17 protein-coding genes and 1 tRNA gene are annotated in these 16,798 nt (G+C 35.6%); 4 read left to right on the top strand and 14 right to left on the bottom strand.

The genetic code is table 11. The features are described from left to right. Window positions 1–167: 167 nt before the first annotated feature. The 8 genes from mtgA to pdxA form a co-directional block, all read right to left on the bottom strand. The gene (mtgA, locus tag LPC23_RS01775) at window positions 168–845 is read right to left on the bottom strand and encodes a monofunctional biosynthetic peptidoglycan transglycosylase (protein WP_229330592.1); all 678 of its coding nucleotides are present in this window, start codon (window positions 843–845) and stop codon (window positions 168–170) included. 22 nt (window positions 846–867) lie between these two features. Further along, a complete protein-coding gene (locus tag LPC23_RS01780; protein WP_229330594.1) occupies window positions 868–1,335 on the bottom strand; it encodes a hypothetical protein in 468 nt (155 codons plus the stop codon). 206 nt (window positions 1,336–1,541) lie between these two features. Then, complete coding sequence (gene accC / locus LPC23_RS01785; RefSeq protein WP_229325930.1) at window positions 1,542–2,888, bottom strand: acetyl-CoA carboxylase biotin carboxylase subunit; 1,347 nt, start codon at window positions 2,886–2,888, stop codon at window positions 1,542–1,544. 98 nt (window positions 2,889–2,986) lie between these two features. Beyond that, complete coding sequence (accB, locus tag LPC23_RS01790) at window positions 2,987–3,475, bottom strand: acetyl-CoA carboxylase biotin carboxyl carrier protein (protein ID WP_229330596.1); 489 nt, start codon at window positions 3,473–3,475, stop codon at window positions 2,987–2,989. Between the two features lie 23 nt (window positions 3,476–3,498). Next, window positions 3,499–4,497 (bottom strand): beta-ketoacyl-ACP synthase III, encoded by a 999-nt coding sequence (locus tag LPC23_RS01795; protein WP_229330598.1) that lies wholly within the window; start codon window positions 4,495–4,497, stop codon window positions 3,499–3,501. A 171-nt stretch (window positions 4,498–4,668) separates the two neighbouring features. Then, window positions 4,669–4,863 (bottom strand): 50S ribosomal protein L32, encoded by a 195-nt coding sequence (rpmF, locus tag LPC23_RS01800; RefSeq protein WP_031455170.1) that lies wholly within the window; start codon window positions 4,861–4,863, stop codon window positions 4,669–4,671. A gap of 9 nt (window positions 4,864–4,872) precedes the next feature. After that, window positions 4,873–5,415, bottom strand: coding sequence for a YceD family protein (locus LPC23_RS01805; protein ID WP_229330601.1), 543 nt, complete (start codon window positions 5,413–5,415; stop codon window positions 4,873–4,875). Between the two features lie 66 nt (window positions 5,416–5,481). Further along, window positions 5,482–6,546 carry a 4-hydroxythreonine-4-phosphate dehydrogenase PdxA gene (gene pdxA, locus LPC23_RS01810; protein ID WP_229330603.1) on the bottom strand — a complete coding sequence of 355 codons (1,065 nt, stop codon included), beginning with the start codon at window positions 6,544–6,546 and terminating at the stop codon, window positions 5,482–5,484. 61 nt (window positions 6,547–6,607) lie between these two features. Between pdxA and LPC23_RS01815 the strand changes: the two genes are divergently transcribed. Next, entirely contained in the window at window positions 6,608–7,195 is a 588-nt protein-coding gene (locus tag LPC23_RS01815; protein WP_229330605.1) for a riboflavin synthase, read from the top strand. A gap of 184 nt (window positions 7,196–7,379) precedes the next feature. Here the strand turns inward: LPC23_RS01815 and LPC23_RS01820 are convergent. Then, window positions 7,380–7,453: transfer RNA gene (locus LPC23_RS01820), tRNA-Ile, on the bottom strand. Between the two features lie 119 nt (window positions 7,454–7,572). Next, window positions 7,573–7,977, bottom strand: a complete 405-nt coding sequence (gene mce / locus LPC23_RS01825) for a methylmalonyl-CoA epimerase (protein ID WP_229330607.1) — start codon at window positions 7,975–7,977, stop codon at window positions 7,573–7,575. Between the two features lie 114 nt (window positions 7,978–8,091). On the opposite strand from mce, the gene LPC23_RS01830 reads away from it, so the two are divergent. Then, window positions 8,092–9,786: an Ig-like domain-containing domain gene (locus LPC23_RS01830; RefSeq protein WP_338032150.1), complete on the top strand. Its 1,695-nt coding sequence runs from the start codon at window positions 8,092–8,094 to the stop codon at window positions 9,784–9,786. A gap of 79 nt (window positions 9,787–9,865) precedes the next feature. Here the strand turns inward: LPC23_RS01830 and LPC23_RS01835 are convergent, their stop codons facing one another. Beyond that, entirely contained in the window at window positions 9,866–10,630 is a 765-nt protein-coding gene (locus LPC23_RS01835) for an amidohydrolase (RefSeq protein ID WP_229330609.1), read from the bottom strand. Window positions 10,631–10,703: 73 nt separating this feature from the next. Here LPC23_RS01835 and LPC23_RS01840 point away from each other — a divergent pair, with 73 nt between their 5' ends. Continuing rightward, window positions 10,704–11,264 (top strand): hypothetical protein, encoded by a 561-nt coding sequence (locus tag LPC23_RS01840; protein WP_229325979.1) that lies wholly within the window; start codon window positions 10,704–10,706, stop codon window positions 11,262–11,264. 57 nt (window positions 11,265–11,321) lie between these two features. Here LPC23_RS01840 and LPC23_RS01845 read toward each other — a convergent pair whose 3' ends face one another. Genes LPC23_RS01845 through LPC23_RS01855 form a run of 3 tightly spaced genes read right to left on the bottom strand, consistent with a single transcriptional unit; the run spans window position 11,322 to window position 14,947 of the window. Further along, a complete protein-coding gene (locus LPC23_RS01845; RefSeq protein WP_229325980.1) occupies window positions 11,322–12,083 on the bottom strand; it encodes a succinate dehydrogenase/fumarate reductase iron-sulfur subunit in 762 nt (253 codons plus the stop codon). A gap of 7 nt (window positions 12,084–12,090) precedes the next feature. Beyond that, the gene (locus tag LPC23_RS01850; protein ID WP_229330611.1) at window positions 12,091–14,100 is read right to left on the bottom strand and encodes a fumarate reductase/succinate dehydrogenase flavoprotein subunit; all 2,010 of its coding nucleotides are present in this window, start codon (window positions 14,098–14,100) and stop codon (window positions 12,091–12,093) included. A gap of 19 nt (window positions 14,101–14,119) precedes the next feature. Next, the gene (locus LPC23_RS01855) at window positions 14,120–14,947 is read right to left on the bottom strand and encodes a succinate dehydrogenase cytochrome b subunit (RefSeq protein WP_229325984.1); all 828 of its coding nucleotides are present in this window, start codon (window positions 14,945–14,947) and stop codon (window positions 14,120–14,122) included. 349 nt (window positions 14,948–15,296) lie between these two features. On the opposite strand from LPC23_RS01855, the gene LPC23_RS01860 reads away from it, so the two are divergent. Then, a complete protein-coding gene (locus LPC23_RS01860; RefSeq protein WP_229330613.1) occupies window positions 15,297–16,658 on the top strand; it encodes a hydroxymethylglutaryl-CoA synthase family protein in 1,362 nt (453 codons plus the stop codon). Window positions 16,659–16,798 lie beyond the last annotated feature (140 nt).

Genomic DNA, 16,798 nt, shown 5'->3' on the forward strand with positions numbered 1-16,798 from the left:
CATAATGTAAAATCAAGTCGCCTAAAAAGCGACTTTTTTTATGCTTGATTTTTATTAATAGGAGATGCCAACTTTTTTTAAAAAACTGGAGGTATAAATAGTATTTAGCTGCTCTCTGACTTTTAATAAAAATACTTTGTCTGTTAAAAATTTTAGAAAATAATTATTTAGTATTCAATTGTCCCAATGTGACGCATTACCCTGACAATTCGATCTTTTCTTCTATTGATGTAAGAGGAAGAATTGGTGGCCTTGTATTTTCTTGGGTTGGGCAAAATAGCTGCTATTCCTGCTGCTTGCATTTTAGTTAAACTTGAAGCATCTTTACCATACCAATATTGGGTTGCCGCATGCGCACCATAAATTCCATCGCCCATTTCAATGCTATTTAAATAGACTTCCATAATGCGTTCTTTTCCCCAAATCAATTCGATTAAAACCGTAAAATAAGCTTCCAAGGCTTTTCTAAAATAACTTCGGCCTTGCCATAAAAACACATTTTTAGCTGTTTGTTGTGAAATGGTACTTCCGCCTTTAATCCTTTTGCCGTTTGCATTGTTCTGAAATGCTTTTTGCATCGCACTAAAATCAAATCCATGATGGTGTAAAAAAGTTCCGTCTTCACTAGCAATTACGGCTTTTTGCAAATTCATCGAAATGTTTTCAATAGGCTCCCAATTGTGTTCAAAATAAATGGGTTTTTTATCCAACTTATTTTCAATAATTCGAATGCCCATCAAAGGAGTAAATGGTACAGGAACAAATTTAAAAAAGACTACTAAACCCACCGAGAGTCCAAAAAACCAGACAATTGTTGTATACAGAATTCGCTTCAATTTCATCATAAATAAAGGCGTTTGGTTTTTCTTATTTGATAGCAGCAACAATCTCTCGAATGATTTTAATATGATGCTTTGTATGTATTTCTAAAAAATGAACGGTTGGACGTTTCTTCATGTTGCCAAAATAAGGATGTTCAAAAAAATGATCTTCTGATATCAATTCCAATTGACTGATTTTTTCTTTAGTAGCCATTATATGTTGTTCCAAACTATCTTCAGTATAAGCTACTTGTGGTTTTACTACTTTTGGCACCCTGCCTTTTCCTCTTGGGATTCTATTGGTTAACAAAACTATATTTTTGAGCAAACTAAATTGAGAAGAAAAGTTCGTCGGGTTCGATTGTGCTAATGAACTGATAACACCATTAATAGTTAATAATATATGTTCGATGTGCCAACCAATATCTACTTTTGAAATTTGATCGTTTGAAAAAGTATAACCTGGAATATAGGTTGCTACATCATCAACTAGTGATTCTAGGCTATTTTTCATAATAAAATTGGTAAACTATTGATTTGTATACCAATCAAAAATACGAAAATGTTGAATATAAAAAAGAAAAATTGATTCGGTCATCCAATCGCAACTCAAGACACAACAAAAAGATTGAAAAGCTTACTTAAACTACAAAAATAATATGCTTTAAAACAAAAAACCTTGCATTACTGCAAGGTTTTTAAATGTAATATAAGTGTCTTTTATTCCGGATCATTCATTTTAAATGTATCCATAAACGCTGTAGTATAATCCCCAGCAATATAACGAGGATCATCCATTAACTGTCTGTGGAACGGAATTGTAGTTTTAATTCCTTCAATCACAAACTCATCTAAAGCTCTTCTCATTTTGCTAATTGCCTCTTCACGTGTTTGCGCTGTGGTAATCAACTTAGCAATCATCGAATCGTAGTTTGGCGGAATAGAATAGCCTGAATATACGTGCGTATCTAAACGTACACCGTGTCCTCCTGGCATGTGCAAGGTGGTAATTTTTCCTGGTGACGGACGGAAATCGTTATATGGATCTTCGGCATTGATACGACATTCTATAGCGTGTAATTGTGGCAAATAATTTTTACCAGAAATTGGCACACCAGCTGCTACTAATATTTGCTCACGAATCAAGTCGTAATCTATTACTTGTTCAGTAATTGGGTGTTCTACTTGAATACGCGTGTTCATTTCCATGAAATAGAAATTACGGTGTTTGTCTACCAAAAATTCTACTGTTCCAGCTCCCTCATATTTGATATATTCAGCTGCTTTCACAGCAGCTTCTCCCATTTTCTGACGCAATTCATCGGTCATAAATGGCGAAGGGGTTTCTTCAGTTAATTTTTGGTGACGACGTTGTACAGAACAATCTCTTTCAGAAAGGTGACAAGCTTTGCCGTATGAATCTCCAACGATTTGGATTTCAATGTGACGCGGCTCTTCGATTAATTTCTCCAAGTACATTCCGTCATTTCCAAAAGCAGCTGCCGATTCTTGTCGCGCACTTTCCCACGCTTTTAATAGATCCTCTTCTGCCCAAACCGCACGCATTCCTTTTCCACCACCACCAGCGGTAGCTTTAAGCATTACTGGGTAACCAAATTGGTTTGCTAATTCAGCTGCTTGTTCGTACGATTCTAAAATTCCAACAGAACCTGGAACACAAGGAACTCCTGCTTCAATCATAGTTGATTTGGCCGAAGCTTTGTCTCCCATTCTGTCAATCATTTCAGGAGCTGCACCAATAAACTTGATACCGTGCTCTTGACAGATTTTTGAGAATTTTGAATTTTCAGAAAGGAAACCGTATCCTGGATGAATTGCGTCAGCATTGGTAATTTCTGCTGCTGCAATAATATTGGACATTTTCAAATAGGATAAATTACTTGGTGGAGGGCCAATACAAACTGCTTCATCTGCAAATTTTACGTGTAAACTTTCCGCATCTGCAGTAGAATAAACAGCAACTGTTTTGATTCCCATTTCCTTGCAAGTACGAATAACACGAAGTGCAATCTCTCCTCTATTTGCAATTAATATTTTTTTAAACATACTTTGTTAGTTTAGAAGTTTATGGGCTTAGGGGTTTAGTAGAAATAGGTTAAAAAAACACTTAAACTTCTAAACTCCTAAACTTTTAAACTATTAAATTATGATGGATCTACTAAGAATAATGGTTGATCAAATTCTACTGGAGACATATCATCCACTAAAATTTTAACGATTTTACCTGAAACTTCTGATTCGATTTCGTTGAATAATTTCATAGCTTCAATTACACACAAAACATCTCCTTTTCCGATAGTACTTCCCACCTCAACAAAAACTGGTTTGTCTGGAGATGGTTTTCTGTAGAAAGTTCCAATAATTGGTGATTTAATTGTAACATATTTTGAATCTTCGGCTGCTGGAGCAGCAGGAGTAGCTGGAGCAGCTGCTGCTGGAGCAATCGCTTGAGGTATTACAGCTTGTTGAAGAACAGGTTGTGCTGGCATTTGCTGCACATAAGTAGTTTCTGTAGTGTTTCCTTCTAAAGTGGTTCTGATGGTTACCTTTACATCGTCCATTTCCAACTTTACCTCTGCAACACCTGAGTTTGCAACAAATTTGATTAGGTTTTGAATTTCTTTTAAATCCATAATGATTTGTTTTTAGTTTACATTTATTTTTTGTCGTAGGCCCATTTTAAGTAAATAGCACCCCAAGTAAATCCACCACCAAAAGCAGCAAATATTATTGTATCCCCTTTTTTAAATTGTTTTTCGAAATCACTCAATACTAGCGGTAGGGTAGCTGAAGTTGTATTGCCGTATCTTTCAATATTCATTAGCACTTTACTATCTTCTAAGTTCATTCTTTGAGCAGTAGCATCAATAATGCGCTTATTAGCTTGGTGTGGCACTAACCAATCAACATCATGATTCGTCAAGTTATTTCGTTTCAAGATTTGTTCACTGGCATCTGCCATATTAGTCACAGCATATTTAAAAACAGTTTTCCCGTCTTGAATAATGTTATGCTTTTTATCTTTTACTGTATCTATTGTAGTTGGCATTAGAGAACCTCCAGCTGTAATTTTTAAGAAATCACGGCCCACACCATCAGAACGTAGGTATTCGTCTTGCAAACCTAAACCTTCATGGTTAGGCTCAAACAAAACAGCACCAGCACCATCACCAAATATGATACAAGTAGCACGATCTGTGTAATCAACGATAGACGACATTTTATCGGCTCCAATAAGTAATACTTTTTTATATCTTCCAGATTGAATGTAGGCGGCGGCAGTTGACATTCCGAATAAGAAGCTAGAACAAGCGGCTTGTAAATCGTAACCAAATGCGTTAGTTGCACCTATTTCAGTTGCCACATAAGCAGCCGTTGAGGCTACGGGCATATCGGCAGTGGCAGTTGCCACAATTACTAAATCTATTTCTAATGGATTTAGATTGGCTTTGGCCATTAAATCTTTAGCAGCCATAATAGCAAGGTAGGAAGTTCCTTTGCTATCGTCTTTAAGAATACGTCTTTCTTTAATTCCTGTACGAGCAGTTATCCATTCGTCATTTGTATCTACCATCGTTTGTAAAATATCGTTGGTCAAAACAAAATCAGGAACATAAGCTCCAACAGCGGTAATTGCGGCTGTAATTGTACTCATTAGTATTCATTTATTACTATCAAATGCTAGGCATTTGAGAAATTGTAAAAGAATTGAAAATTACAAAAAATTTTCTAATCCGAATCTTTAAACAGTCTAATTTGTAGAAAATAATAGGCAACAAAAAAAACTCTCACATCGTGAGAGTTCTATTTTAGCTACAAAAATGTATTAAGCAACAGCCTCTGATTTATCGATAACCACTTGCCCTCTGTAGTACATTTTGCCTTCGTGCCAATACGCTCTGTGGTATAAGTGCGCTTCTCCTGTAATAGGACAAGTAGCGATTTGAGCTACAGTTGCTTTGTAATGTGTTCTTCTCTTATCTCTTCTTGTTTTCGAGATTTTTCTCTTAGGATGTGCCATTTTACTATATTATTTATCCGTTAATAGTTGCTTTAATTTGTCCCATCTAGGGTCAATATTTTCTTCTTGTTTATTCTCTTTTTTGGTTTCTTTGACTGCTAATTCATTCAGTTTTTTTAAAGCTTCTGACTCTAAAGTCCCATCTTTAACTCCTGGATGAACTCGTCTTAGAGGTACTGAAAGTACAATCATCTCATAAATATACTGTGCAATATCGACTTCAAATTCGCCGAAAGGCAAAATCAATAACTCTTCGTTATCATTATTGAATTCTTCACCAAAGCGAACAATCAATTTCATTTTGCTTTTGATTGGCAAATCAAAATCTTCTCCTGTTACATCACAGGGTACATTTACTATTCCTTCATGCTTAAAACTGATTTCCAGCATGTTGGACTTTTTCTCTAAAACTACATTTACTTTGATACTTGAATTTTGAAATTCGTCATAATCAAAGATGTCAAAGAACGCATTGTCTATTTGATATTCAAAATGATGTTTCCCTAGCTTTAATCCTACAAACGGAATTAAATATTCTTTAGTCTTCTTCATTTAAACAACATTTTACCCTGAACTACGGGAGCGCAAAGATATAAAATTATTATAAATCCAATAGCCTTATTCTCCTTTTTTTGAAAACTCTTGTTTCGGTCTTATTTTTAAAGGATTTTGGCTGATTTCATGGTATTGATTTCTCGAATGAAAAATATCAATCGCTAAATAAACCGCCTCTTTGAACGAATTGAAATCTGCAATTCCTTTTCCAGCGATATCGTATGCCGTTCCGTGATCTGGAGACGTTCTAATTTTATTCAATCCTGCGGTATAATTCACCCCATTACCAAAAGACAAGGTCTTGAACGGAATCAAGCCTTGATCGTGATAGGTAGCAATAACTGCATCGTACTTCTCATATTGGTTGCTTCCAAAGAATCCGTCAGCCGGGAAAGGTCCAAAAACCAAAGTGCCTTTTTCAAAAATCTTTTTCAAAGTAGGTTTTAAAATCGCATCGTCTTCATTCCCTATTACTCCACCATCACCACAATGGGGATTCACTCCTAAAACTGCAATTCTGGGTTTGTTGATGCTAAAATCCTGAATCAAAGATTGTTTAATCGTTTCGATTTTTTTAGTAATCAAGGCTTCTGTCAAATGCGAAGCTACTTCACTCACCGGAATATGATCCGTTAATAATCCTACGCGCAGATTGTCTTGCACCATAAACATTAACGCATCGCCTTCTAATTCTTGTGCTAAATAATCGGTATGACCCGGAAATTTAAACGTATCTGATTGTATGTTGTATTTGTTAATTGGCGCAGTGACCAAAACATCTACCTTACCTTCTTTCAAAGCTTGAGTAGCTGCTACAAATGATTTGATTGCATATTCGCCAACCGTTTCATCATTAGTTCCTAAATTCAAATCAAAACCTTCTCTCCAAACGTTGAGTACATTCACTTTTCCAAGAACCAATTGATCCAAACGGTCAATTCCGTGAAGATGAATCTCTGATTCCAAGTTGCGTTTGATGAACGAAAGTTGTTTTACATTGGCAAAAATAACCGGCGTACACAATTCTAACATTCTCGCATCTTCGAATGTTTTTAGAACGACTTCGCTTCCAATACCGTTTAAATCTCCTATCGAAATTCCAACAATTATATTTTCTGCTTTTTTCATACTGCCCTGAGGTTATTTATTACTAATTTTGAAGTGCAAATTTAGTAAAATAAAACAAGAAATGTTTACAGGGATTATAGAAACACTCGGAAGGGTTCAAGAAATACAAAAAGACCAAGAAAATGTTCATATTAGGGTGGCATCAAGCATCACTGGCGAGTTGAAAATTGACCAAAGTGTGGCGCATAATGGCGTATGCCTAACGGTGGTTGCGATTAAAGACAACACCTATACTGTAACCGCGATTGCAGAGACCATCAATAAAACCAATTTATCGCATTGGAAAGTGGGCGATACTGTCAATTTAGAACGCGCCATGAAACTGGGTGATCGTTTGGACGGCCACATTGTTCAAGGACATGTGGATCAAACCGGAACCTGTATTGCAATTGAAGAAGCTGGCGGAAGTTGGCACTACACTTTTGAATATGACTCAGCGGCGAACAATATTACTATCGAAAAAGGTTCGATTACCGTAAACGGAGTAAGTTTGACCGTAGTTAATTCCAAGCAAAATCAATTTAGTGTAGCGATTATTCCATATACCTATGAACACACTAATTTCAATGCCTTTCAAATTGGTACTGTTATTAATTTAGAATTTGACGTGATTGGGAAATATGTAAGTCGTTTGTACGGGAACCGATAACGCAATTTCGACCGAAAAGAACTTTTGTCAACCTGAACTCGTTTCAGGTTCTAAAATCAATCGAGCCTATGGCTCTTTCACGTTGCCTGAGGCTCTCGAAGGCAACGACCCATATCGTAACAACGGATTTTAATCTGTTGGAAAAAAAGAAAAAAAGCCTCTCAATTACTTGAAAGGCTTTTTGTGGTCCCACCTGGGCTCGAACCAGGGACCACCTGATTATGAGTCAGGTGCTCTAACCAACTGAGCTATAGGACCAGTTAAGAGTGTGCAATATTACTACTATTTTTAATTTGCCGCAACTATTTTTAAAGCAGTTTTAAAAAAACTAACTAATTCTATTGGGGTCTATAAGAAACCTCCTGATTGTGAGCGTACTATTGCGGAATTTCTTGACACAATTCAATCAAGACGCCATTGGTGCTTTTGGGATGTAAAAAGGCTACTAACTTATTGTCGGCACCTTTCTTAGGTATTTCATTTAATACCACAAACCCTTCTTGTTGCAGTCGGGCAATTTCGGATACAATATCTTCTACATCAAACGCAATGTGATGAATCCCCTCGCCTTTTTTCTCGATAAACTTTGCTATTGGACTATCTGGATTAGTTGCTGCTAACAATTCGATTTTGTTTGGGCCGTTCATAAAAAACGAAGTGGTTACGCCTTCACTTGCAACTTCTTCCGCTTTGTAGGCTGGCGCTCCAAACAACTTTTCAAAAAGCGCGTTAGATACGTCTAGATCTTTTACTGCAATTCCGATATGTTCTATTTTTCTCATGGTATTGACTTCTATTTCGGTTTAAAAATACAGAATTCCAAACCAAATTCCGAATCACAACCCCATAATATTTCGCTAAAAAGTTTCCATTCCATTAAATATAGTTGTTATTTTGTGACATCAAATTTTCAATTCGTTATGGGCAAGTCCTTTTTAAATTACTGTATTGCTTTATTGTTAGTTCTTCTGGCTAGTTGTGCTAAAAGAGGGAACATTACTGGCGGTGCAAAAGACACTATTGCTCCAGTATTGAAAGCCAGTTTTCCAAAAAACTTTACTACCGAATTTAAAGGCAACACCATTAAATTAACTTTTGATGAATTCATCAAGTTAAAAGACTTGAAAAAGCAGCTTATTATTTCGCCGCCCATGAAAAATGAGCCCTTGATTTTACCTAGTACCGCAAGTAAAATTATCACAATTGCAATCAAAGACACCTTACAAGAGAATACAACCTACAGTTTTAACTTTGGTCAAGGAATTACAGATAACAACGAGGGAAATGCCTTGAACCAATTTAAATATGTCTTTTCTACTGGAAAAACGATCGACTCTCTTGCCATTAGTGGCAAAGTAAAAGACGCTTACTTTAAAGAAGTAGAGTCCTTTGTTTCTGTTATGTTGTATGATGTAAATGCCAATTATAACGACTCAATTGTTTACAAACAAACGCCGCGTTATGTTACCAATACGTTAGACAGTTTGAAAATCTTTCGTTTGGAAAATCTTAAAGCTGGAAAATACCTTTTGGTCGCTATGAAGGATTACAATTCCAACAATAAATTCGATTCAAAAAAAGACAAAATTGGGTTTTTGAAACAATTCATTTCGGTGCCAAATGATACGGTATTCGAATTGGAATTATTCAAAGAGAACTTGCCTTTTAAAGCATTCAAACCTGCACTAGCGTCAGGAAATCGTTTACTTATGGCTTACGAAGGGAATTTAAAACTAAAAGAAAATAGACCCAGCATTACTTTAAAAAATAAAGGACAAATCATACCAACTATAATCACTCAATTTCCTAAAAAAGATTCATTACAGGTTTGGTACCGTCCTATTAAAGCTGACTCTTTAACCATAGAAGTGAAACAAAATAAGTATAAAAATAGTTTTACTTTCAAATACAGGGAACTCAAAAAAGACACTTTGGATATCAAAATAAACCAACAAGGTAGCTTGAATCCTAAAGAACGTTTTGCTCTTGAAAGCGCAACACCACTAGTCCAATTTGACAAAAGCAAAATGAGCTTAGTAAACAATCTATCAAAAGCCATTCCGTTTACCACTGATTACGATGAGTTCCATCAATTACTCTATTTGAATTTTAAACGGGAAGCAGATGAGGCCTACCAATTCAAATTATCACCCGGAGCAGTAACTGATTTATTCGATAAAGTAAATGATAGTTTGGATTTTAAAATCAATAGTAATTCACTAGAAAACTATGGTAATTTGATTGTTAATCTTCAAAACGTGAAACGCTTTCCTGTTCTTGTAGAATTAACTAATGACAAAGGCGAAACTATCGTTTCGAACTATACTGAAAAAGAGACTACACTAGATTTTAGCTTGATTCAGCCAGCTAAATATACTTTGCGTGCTATATATGACGACAATAAAAATAAGCAATACGACCCAGGAAATTTCTTGGCAAAACAATACGCAGAAGAAGTTATTTACTTCTCCAAGGAAGTAGAAGTTCGGGCTAATTGGGATGTCGTGCAAGCTTTTGATTTAAGTATTACGTACGCTCCAGAACCAAAAAAGAAAACGGAGAAAAAGAAAACAGATACCAATCGTAAATAATTAACCTCTAAAAAAAACCGCAAATTCGCAAATTTTTGATACTCTGTGAATCTGCGGTAGTATTATTTTAAATCCGAATTTACTTTAATTCAAATGTATCTTTATCCTTAAGAAAATCTAATTTTTTTCGTGTGTCCAACATCGCTTCTTTGTTTAAATCCGCAATAAAAACACCCTCTTCTTTTTGAGGCTCTAGTACTAAATTTCCTAAATAATCAACTACTTGGCTATGTCCAAGGTATTCTAAATTATTACCGTCAACTCCCAAACGATTCACACCAATAGTGTAACTCATATTTTCTATAGCGCGCGCTTTTAATAAAGTATCCCAAGCGGCAATTCTAGTTTTTGGCCAACTAGCTACATAAATCAGCAAGTCGTAATTCTCAACATTGCGTGAGAAAACAGGAAAACGCAAATCGTAACAAATGAGTGGACAAATTTTCCATCCCTTGTAGTCAATAATTGTTTTTTGTGTTCCCGCCGTATATACTTCATGTTCATCTGCCAAAGTAAACAAATGGCGTTTGTCGTACTGTTGAATTTCGCCCGTAGGAAAAACAAACACCATTTTATTATAAAAAGTAGCACCTTCGGCTATAACTAAACTGCCTGTAATGGCGCAGTTTTTGGCTTTTGCCAAAGATTGCATCCATAAAATCGTTTCGCCTTGCATAGTTTCGGCTACAACTTGAGGATTAATGGTAAATCCAGAGGTAAACATTTCAGGAAGTACGATTATATCGACGGCCGAGGCAATTCCGTTGATTTTGGCTTCGAAATAATTTCTATTGGATTTTGGGTCTTCCCAAGCCAATGACGATTGAATGACTGCTACTTTCATACTTTTTTATTTTCTATAAAAATAAGAAATGTCAGCTAACTAAAACTTACTTATATTAGTAAAAAATTATACTATGAAAAAAACTCTATTGGCTTTACTAATGTTAAGCACTGTATTTCTTACTGCTCAAGAAAAATCAGGTGCTGAATTATTTTTCGAAAACCTAAAAAAACAATGCGGAAAATCGTTTGAAGGAGAAGTTAAGGAAGGAAACAACGACACTTTTAAAGATAAAAAACTCGTTATGCACGTTCGAAATTGTGATGCAAAAACCATCCGAATTCCGTTTTTTGTTGGTGAAGATAGATCCAGAACATGGGTGCTAACATTAGAAAACAACCGAATCAAATTAAAACACGATCACCGTCATGAAGATGGATCAGAAGATAAAGTAACACAATATGGTGGTACGAGTACAAATCCAGGTTCTGCTTCGGTACAAATTTTTCCAGCTGACCAGGAAACGTATAATACTATCCCAAATGCTGCTGCTAACGTTTGGTGGATTACTCTAAGCGAAACTTCATTTACTTATAATCTGAGACGCATAGGCTCAGATCGATTATTTACAGTGCATTTTGATTTGACAAAAACAGTTCCGAATCCTCCCGCGCCTTGGGGTTGGAAAGACTAATAACAAAAAACGCATCCCAATTACGGAATGCGTTTTTTTATTGTAAGCGGTATTGAGTTAGATTACACTTGCTACCAAGTATTCTCTATTCATACGAGCAATATTCTCTAGTGAAATTCCTTTAGGACATTCTACTTCACAAGCTCCTGTATTCGTACAGTTACCGAAACCTTCTTCGTCCATTTGGCGTACCATATTCAATACACGAGTGGTTGCTTCTACTTTACCTTGTGGTAATAATGCATATTGAGATACTTTAGCACCAACAAATAACATAGCTGAACCATTTTTACAAGTTGCTACACAAGCTCCACAACCAATACAAGCTGCTGCCATAAACGCTTTATCTGCATCTTCTTTAGGAATTGGCGTTGCATTAGCATCAATAGTATTTCCAGAAGTATTTACAGATACGAAACCACCAGCTTGTTGGATTCTATCAAATGCACTTCTGTCTACTACTAAATCTTTAATAACTGGGAACGCTCTACTTCTCCATGGCTCAACAAAAACAGTATCGCCATCATTGAACATACGCATGTGCAATTGACAAGTAGTTACACCTGAATCGGGTCCGTGAGCACGTCCGTTGATAAATAACGAACACATGCCGCAAATACCTTCACGACAGTCGTGATCAAATGCAATTGGTTCTGTCCCTTCATTGATTAATTGCTCGTTCAATTGGTCTAACATTTCCAAGAATGAACTTGCTGTAGAAACGTCATTTAATTTGTACGTTTCTAATTGTCCTTTTGCTTTAGAGTCTTTTTGACGCCAAATTTTAAGGGTTATATTGATGTTTTTTGCTGAAGACATAATTCTATTATTTATAATTTCTAGCTGCAATTTTGATAAACTCGTATTTCAATTCTTCTTTATGAAGCTCCGCCTTCGTAATATCGTCCCCTTTGTATTCCCAAGCACTTACAAATGAGAAGTTTTTATCATCACGTAGTGTTTCACCTTCGGCATCTTGGTATTCTTCACGGAAGTGACCTCCACAAGATTCGTTACGTTGTAGAGCGTCCATAGCCATCAATAATCCTAAGTCAATAAAATCAGCTACACGAAGTGCTTTCTCTAATTGTGGATTTAACTCGTCTGCACTTCCCGGTACGTTTACTTCTTTGTAGAACTCTGCTTTCAAAGCTGATATTTCTTCAATTGCTTGTTTCAAACCTGCTTCATTTCTACTCATACCCACTTTATTCCACATAATTAATCCCAAACGTTTGTGGAAATGATCCACTGATTTAGAACCTTTATTATTCAAGAATTGGTTGATTGTTTCTTTCACCCTATTCTCTGCCTCAGCAAATTCTGGTAAGTCAGTTGAGATTTTACCTGTACGAATATCATCTGCTAAATAGTTTGAAATAGTATAAGGCAATACAAAATAACCATCAGCCAAACCTTGCATTAAAGCCGAAGCTCCTAAACGATTCGCTCCGTGGTCAGAGAAGTTAGCTTCTCCAGCAACGAAACATCCTGGAATAGTAGATTGTAAGTTATAATCCACCCAAACTCCACCCATAGTATAGTGAACTGCCGGATAGATTTTCATTGGCGTTTCATATGGATTCTCATCGGTGATTTTTTGGTACATAGTAAACAAGTTACCGTACTTTTCTTTCAACCATTCTTTTCCTAAAGTAGTAATTTCTTCCGCAGTTGGGTTATGATTTCCTTTGGCGAAAGCCGCTTGTCTTCCTTTGTTTTGGATTTCAGAAGAGAAATCTAAAAATACGCCTTCATTAGTATCGTTAGATTCAATACCTCTTCCTTCATCACACACTTCTTTTGCGGCTCTTGAAGAAATATCTCGTGGAGCTAAATTTCCAAAAGAAGGATATTTACGCTCTAAATAATAATCTCTATCTTCTTCAGCGATATCTGAAGGCTTTAACTTTCCTGCTCTTACCGCTTCTGCATCTTCTTTTTTCTTAGGTACCCAAATACGACCTGAGTTACGCAAAGACTCTGACATCAAAGTCAATTTCGCTTGGTTAGTTCCGTGAACAGGAATACAGGTTGGGTGAATTTGAACATAACAAGGATTGGCAAATAAAGCCCCTTGTTTGTGTACTTTCCATCCTGCTGTTACGTTACTTCCCATCGCATTAGTAGAAAGGAAATAAACATTTCCATATCCTCCAGAAGCAATTACTACTGCATGAGCTGAATGCCTTTCGATTTCTCCTGTAACTAAGTTACGAGCGATAATTCCACGAGCTTTTCCGTCTACTTTTACTAAGTCTAACATTTCGTGACGATTGAACATTTCAACACGTCCTAAACCTATTTGTCTTGATAAAGCTGAATAAGCTCCTAGTAATAATTGTTGTCCTGTTTGACCTGCAGCATAAAAAGTACGTTGTACCTGTGTTCCTCCAAAAGAACGGTTGTCTAACATTCCGCCATATTCTCTTGCAAAAGGAACTCCTTGTGCTACACATTGGTCAATAATATTTCCAGATACTTCAGCTAAACGGTGAACGTTAGCCTCACGCGCTCTATAATCTCCACCTTTAATGGTATCATAAAATAATCTATAGATACTATCTCCATCATTTTGATAGTTTTTCGCTGCATTGATTCCTCCTTGTGCTGCAATAGAGTGCGCACGACGTGGTGAATCTTGGAAACAAAATGCTTTAACATTGTAACCCATTTCTGCAAGCGATGCCGCAGCAGATGAACCTGCCAAACCAGTTCCTACAACAATAATATCAATTTTTGGTCTATTGTTTGGAGCAACTAATTTTAAGTGATTTTTATAATCAGTCCATTTCTGTGAAATGTGACCTTCTGGTATTTTAGAATCTAACTTCATAATATCTTCTGATGTTGATTTATTTTAAGAAAAAGTGAATGTAAACAGGAATAATAGCAAACAATAGCGGAACAATAATTGAAAATAAAACTCCTGCTTTTTTGATTGTTGGCGTATATTTTGGACTATTCAAACCAATCGATTGAAACGCACTTTGAAATCCGTGTAATAAATGGAATGCTAAAGTAAACATTGCCAAAACATATAAAATAGTAGCAATCAATCCTGTTTTTGGATCTTTAAAGAACGCTACAGTAATTTTGTGCAAATCTTTATATCCTTCTTTAATTTTAACATTGGCAGCAGCATCAAAGAATTCAGTTCTGTTTTCAATCTTAATCATTTTTTGATCTACTTGAGCTTTTGGAAGATAACCTCCGTCTGTAGTTAAATAGTACTCCTGTTCTTGGCCTTGAACACCAATCGAAATGGTTTGCAACGGCATATTTTTATCAAAATGCATTACAGCCCAAAAATTGACCATGTGCGTAACTATAAAAACCAAAATAATAGTTCCTAAAACCGCCATATTTCTTGAAGAAAATGAACTGGAAGAACCATCTGTTTTCGCATAAGCAACAGGTCTTGCTTTTTTGTTTTGAATAGTTAAAACAATTCCATCGATAGCATGGAATAAAATAGAAATATAGGTAACGTAAGATAAAATTTTTACAGCGGGGTTGGTCGTCATAAACAACGCATACTGATTAAAGTGTAATGCGTCACTAAATATTAATTGAAGATTCCCTGCTAAATGCCCTAGTAAGAACACACATAAAAATAAACCTGTAAAAGCCATCCAATATTTCTTAGCAATAGAAGACTTAAGAATTGCAGATTTTGCCATAATAATTTATATAAATTTTATTAAAAGTTGTACAAAAATAGGAGAAATCAAATTCAACTACAACCTTTTCGTTCTTATTTATAATGATTTTAAAGTGTTCTATAAAATATACTAACAAATCAATAAAAATAAGACTTAAATCCTATCAATACATAAACATTTCACAAAACTATCTAAATTAATAATTCTTATAAATACAGCAATGAAAGCGCCTAAAATTATAGATTTAGTAGTTTAAATTACTTTTAATTTTATTATCCGTAAAAATTATAAAACCGCCGATTTTAATAGTCAAAAACAATTGTTTTTTGAGTCCCTAATTTTAAATTTACACAAACTAAAAAAACTAATGAAAACAGGAATTGACGCTATTGCTTTTGACGTTGCTCAACTACATTTACCGATAAAATCTTTGGCAAAAGGGCGAAATATTGAACCCGAAAAACTAGAAAAAGGGCTAGGCTTACTTAAAATGACATTGCCCGATGTACATCAAGATACTGTTGTTTTTGGTGCTAATGCCTTGACCAAATTAGTTTTAGAAAACCAAATCAATCTAAACGAAATTTCCAGAATTTATGTCGGTACTGAAAGTGCGATAGATAGTTCAAAACCCATTAGTTCCTTTTTAATTGCCTTGATGGAGCAAAAATTTGGCGAAGGAATTTTAGCCGAATGCGATGTGGTCGATTTTACTTTTGCCTGTATTGGCGGAGTGGATGCTTTACAAAACTGCTTGGACTTCGTACAACTCAATCCAAATAAAAAAGCCATTGTCGTTACCACTGATTTTGCCAAATACGATTTGAATTCGACAGGCGAATACACCCAAGGTGCAGGAGCTGTAGCGATGTTAGTGACTTCAAATCCTAAAATAATTGCTTTTGAAAACGAATGGGCAACCAGTACTAAAGGGGTTTTTGATTTTTTCAAGCCCTACCGAACTCTTTCCAAAGAAGATATAACTGGCAACCAATTAAATGATTCTTGGTTTAATAATTTAGAAGCCGAAATAGAAATTCACAAAGATCAACCGGTTTTTGACGGACAATATTCCAACCAATGCTATATGGATCGTACGCGCAATGCGTATTTTTCATTCAAAAAACTAAAAAACACTACCGAAACAATTTACAATACTTGGGAAAGCATCATCATGCACTTGCCGTATTCGTTTCAAGGACGCCGCATGTTGACTGAAATTTATGCGCTAGATGCCGCTACTCCAATTCTTTCAGGCAATGAAGCTCCTGCTGACTACCAAAACAAATTGAAAGAAGTAAGCAAATCAGATGAGTATCGTGCTTTTGTAATGCAAAAATTACAGCCTGCAGAAATTGCTTCTTCACTAATTGGAAATTTATATACGGGTTCCATTTTCATGGGATTCCTGTCTACTTTGGCGCATTTTGCCAATACAAACGCACCAATTTCAGGAAAGAAATTTGGTTTCTTAGCCTACGGAAGTGGGTCAAAATCCAAAGTTTTTGAAGGTACAATTCAACCCGATTGGCAATTAGCTGTAGCCAAAGCAAAATTGTTTGAAATATTAGAAGTAAGCCATGAAATTGATTTTATTACTTACGAAAAACTGCATAAAAAAGAGCAGAGACAAAGTATCAAGTCTCCTAAAAGCGAATGGGTATTAGACCGTATAGAAAATGAAAATCCAAATTTAATCGGTGCTAGATATTACGAATGGGTGGAGTAATTTCTTAGTTTTCCCCCTTTTCAAATTTTCATATTAATTCATTTTCAATGTAGGGAATTATTCAATTAATTTCCTACATTTGTGATGCCCTGTAACTGCAATAGACCCCAAATCAATTTCCTTTACAGACAAAAAAATTA

This window comes from Flavobacterium ammonificans (assembly GCF_020885975.1).
In the GTDB taxonomy this organism is placed as follows: Bacteria; Bacteroidota; Bacteroidia; order Flavobacteriales; family Flavobacteriaceae; genus Flavobacterium; species Flavobacterium ammonificans.

Coding starts and splice junctions, on each gene's coding strand:
- mtgA (WP_229330592.1), bottom strand. CDS start 845: ATGATGAAATTGAAGCGAATTCTGTATACAACAATTGTCTGGTTTTTT.
- LPC23_RS01780 (WP_229330594.1), bottom strand. CDS start 1,335: ATGAAAAATAGCCTAGAATCACTAGTTGATGATGTAGCAACCTATATT.
- accC (WP_229325930.1), bottom strand. CDS start 2,888: ATGTTTAAAAAAATATTAATTGCAAATAGAGGAGAGATTGCACTTCGT.
- accB (WP_229330596.1), bottom strand. CDS start 3,475: ATGGATTTAAAAGAAATTCAAAACCTAATCAAATTTGTTGCAAACTCA.
- LPC23_RS01795 (WP_229330598.1), bottom strand. CDS start 4,497: ATGAGTACAATTACAGCCGCAATTACCGCTGTTGGAGCTTATGTTCCT.
- rpmF (WP_031455170.1), bottom strand. CDS start 4,863: ATGGCACATCCTAAGAGAAAAATCTCGAAAACAAGAAGAGATAAGAGA.
- LPC23_RS01805 (WP_229330601.1), bottom strand. CDS start 5,415: ATGAAGAAGACTAAAGAATATTTAATTCCGTTTGTAGGATTAAAGCTA.
- pdxA (WP_229330603.1), bottom strand. CDS start 6,546: ATGAAAAAAGCAGAAAATATAATTGTTGGAATTTCGATAGGAGATTTA.
- LPC23_RS01815 (WP_229330605.1), top strand. CDS start 6,608: ATGTTTACAGGGATTATAGAAACACTCGGAAGGGTTCAAGAAATACAA.
- mce (WP_229330607.1), bottom strand. CDS start 7,977: ATGAGAAAAATAGAACATATCGGAATTGCAGTAAAAGATCTAGACGTA.
- LPC23_RS01835 (WP_229330609.1), bottom strand. CDS start 10,630: ATGAAAGTAGCAGTCATTCAATCGTCATTGGCTTGGGAAGACCCAAAA.
- LPC23_RS01840 (WP_229325979.1), top strand. CDS start 10,704: ATGAAAAAAACTCTATTGGCTTTACTAATGTTAAGCACTGTATTTCTT.
- LPC23_RS01845 (WP_229325980.1), bottom strand. CDS start 12,083: ATGTCTTCAGCAAAAAACATCAATATAACCCTTAAAATTTGGCGTCAA.
- LPC23_RS01850 (WP_229330611.1), bottom strand. CDS start 14,100: ATGAAGTTAGATTCTAAAATACCAGAAGGTCACATTTCACAGAAATGG.
- LPC23_RS01855 (WP_229325984.1), bottom strand. CDS start 14,947: ATGGCAAAATCTGCAATTCTTAAGTCTTCTATTGCTAAGAAATATTGG.
- LPC23_RS01860 (WP_229330613.1), top strand. CDS start 15,297: ATGAAAACAGGAATTGACGCTATTGCTTTTGACGTTGCTCAACTACAT.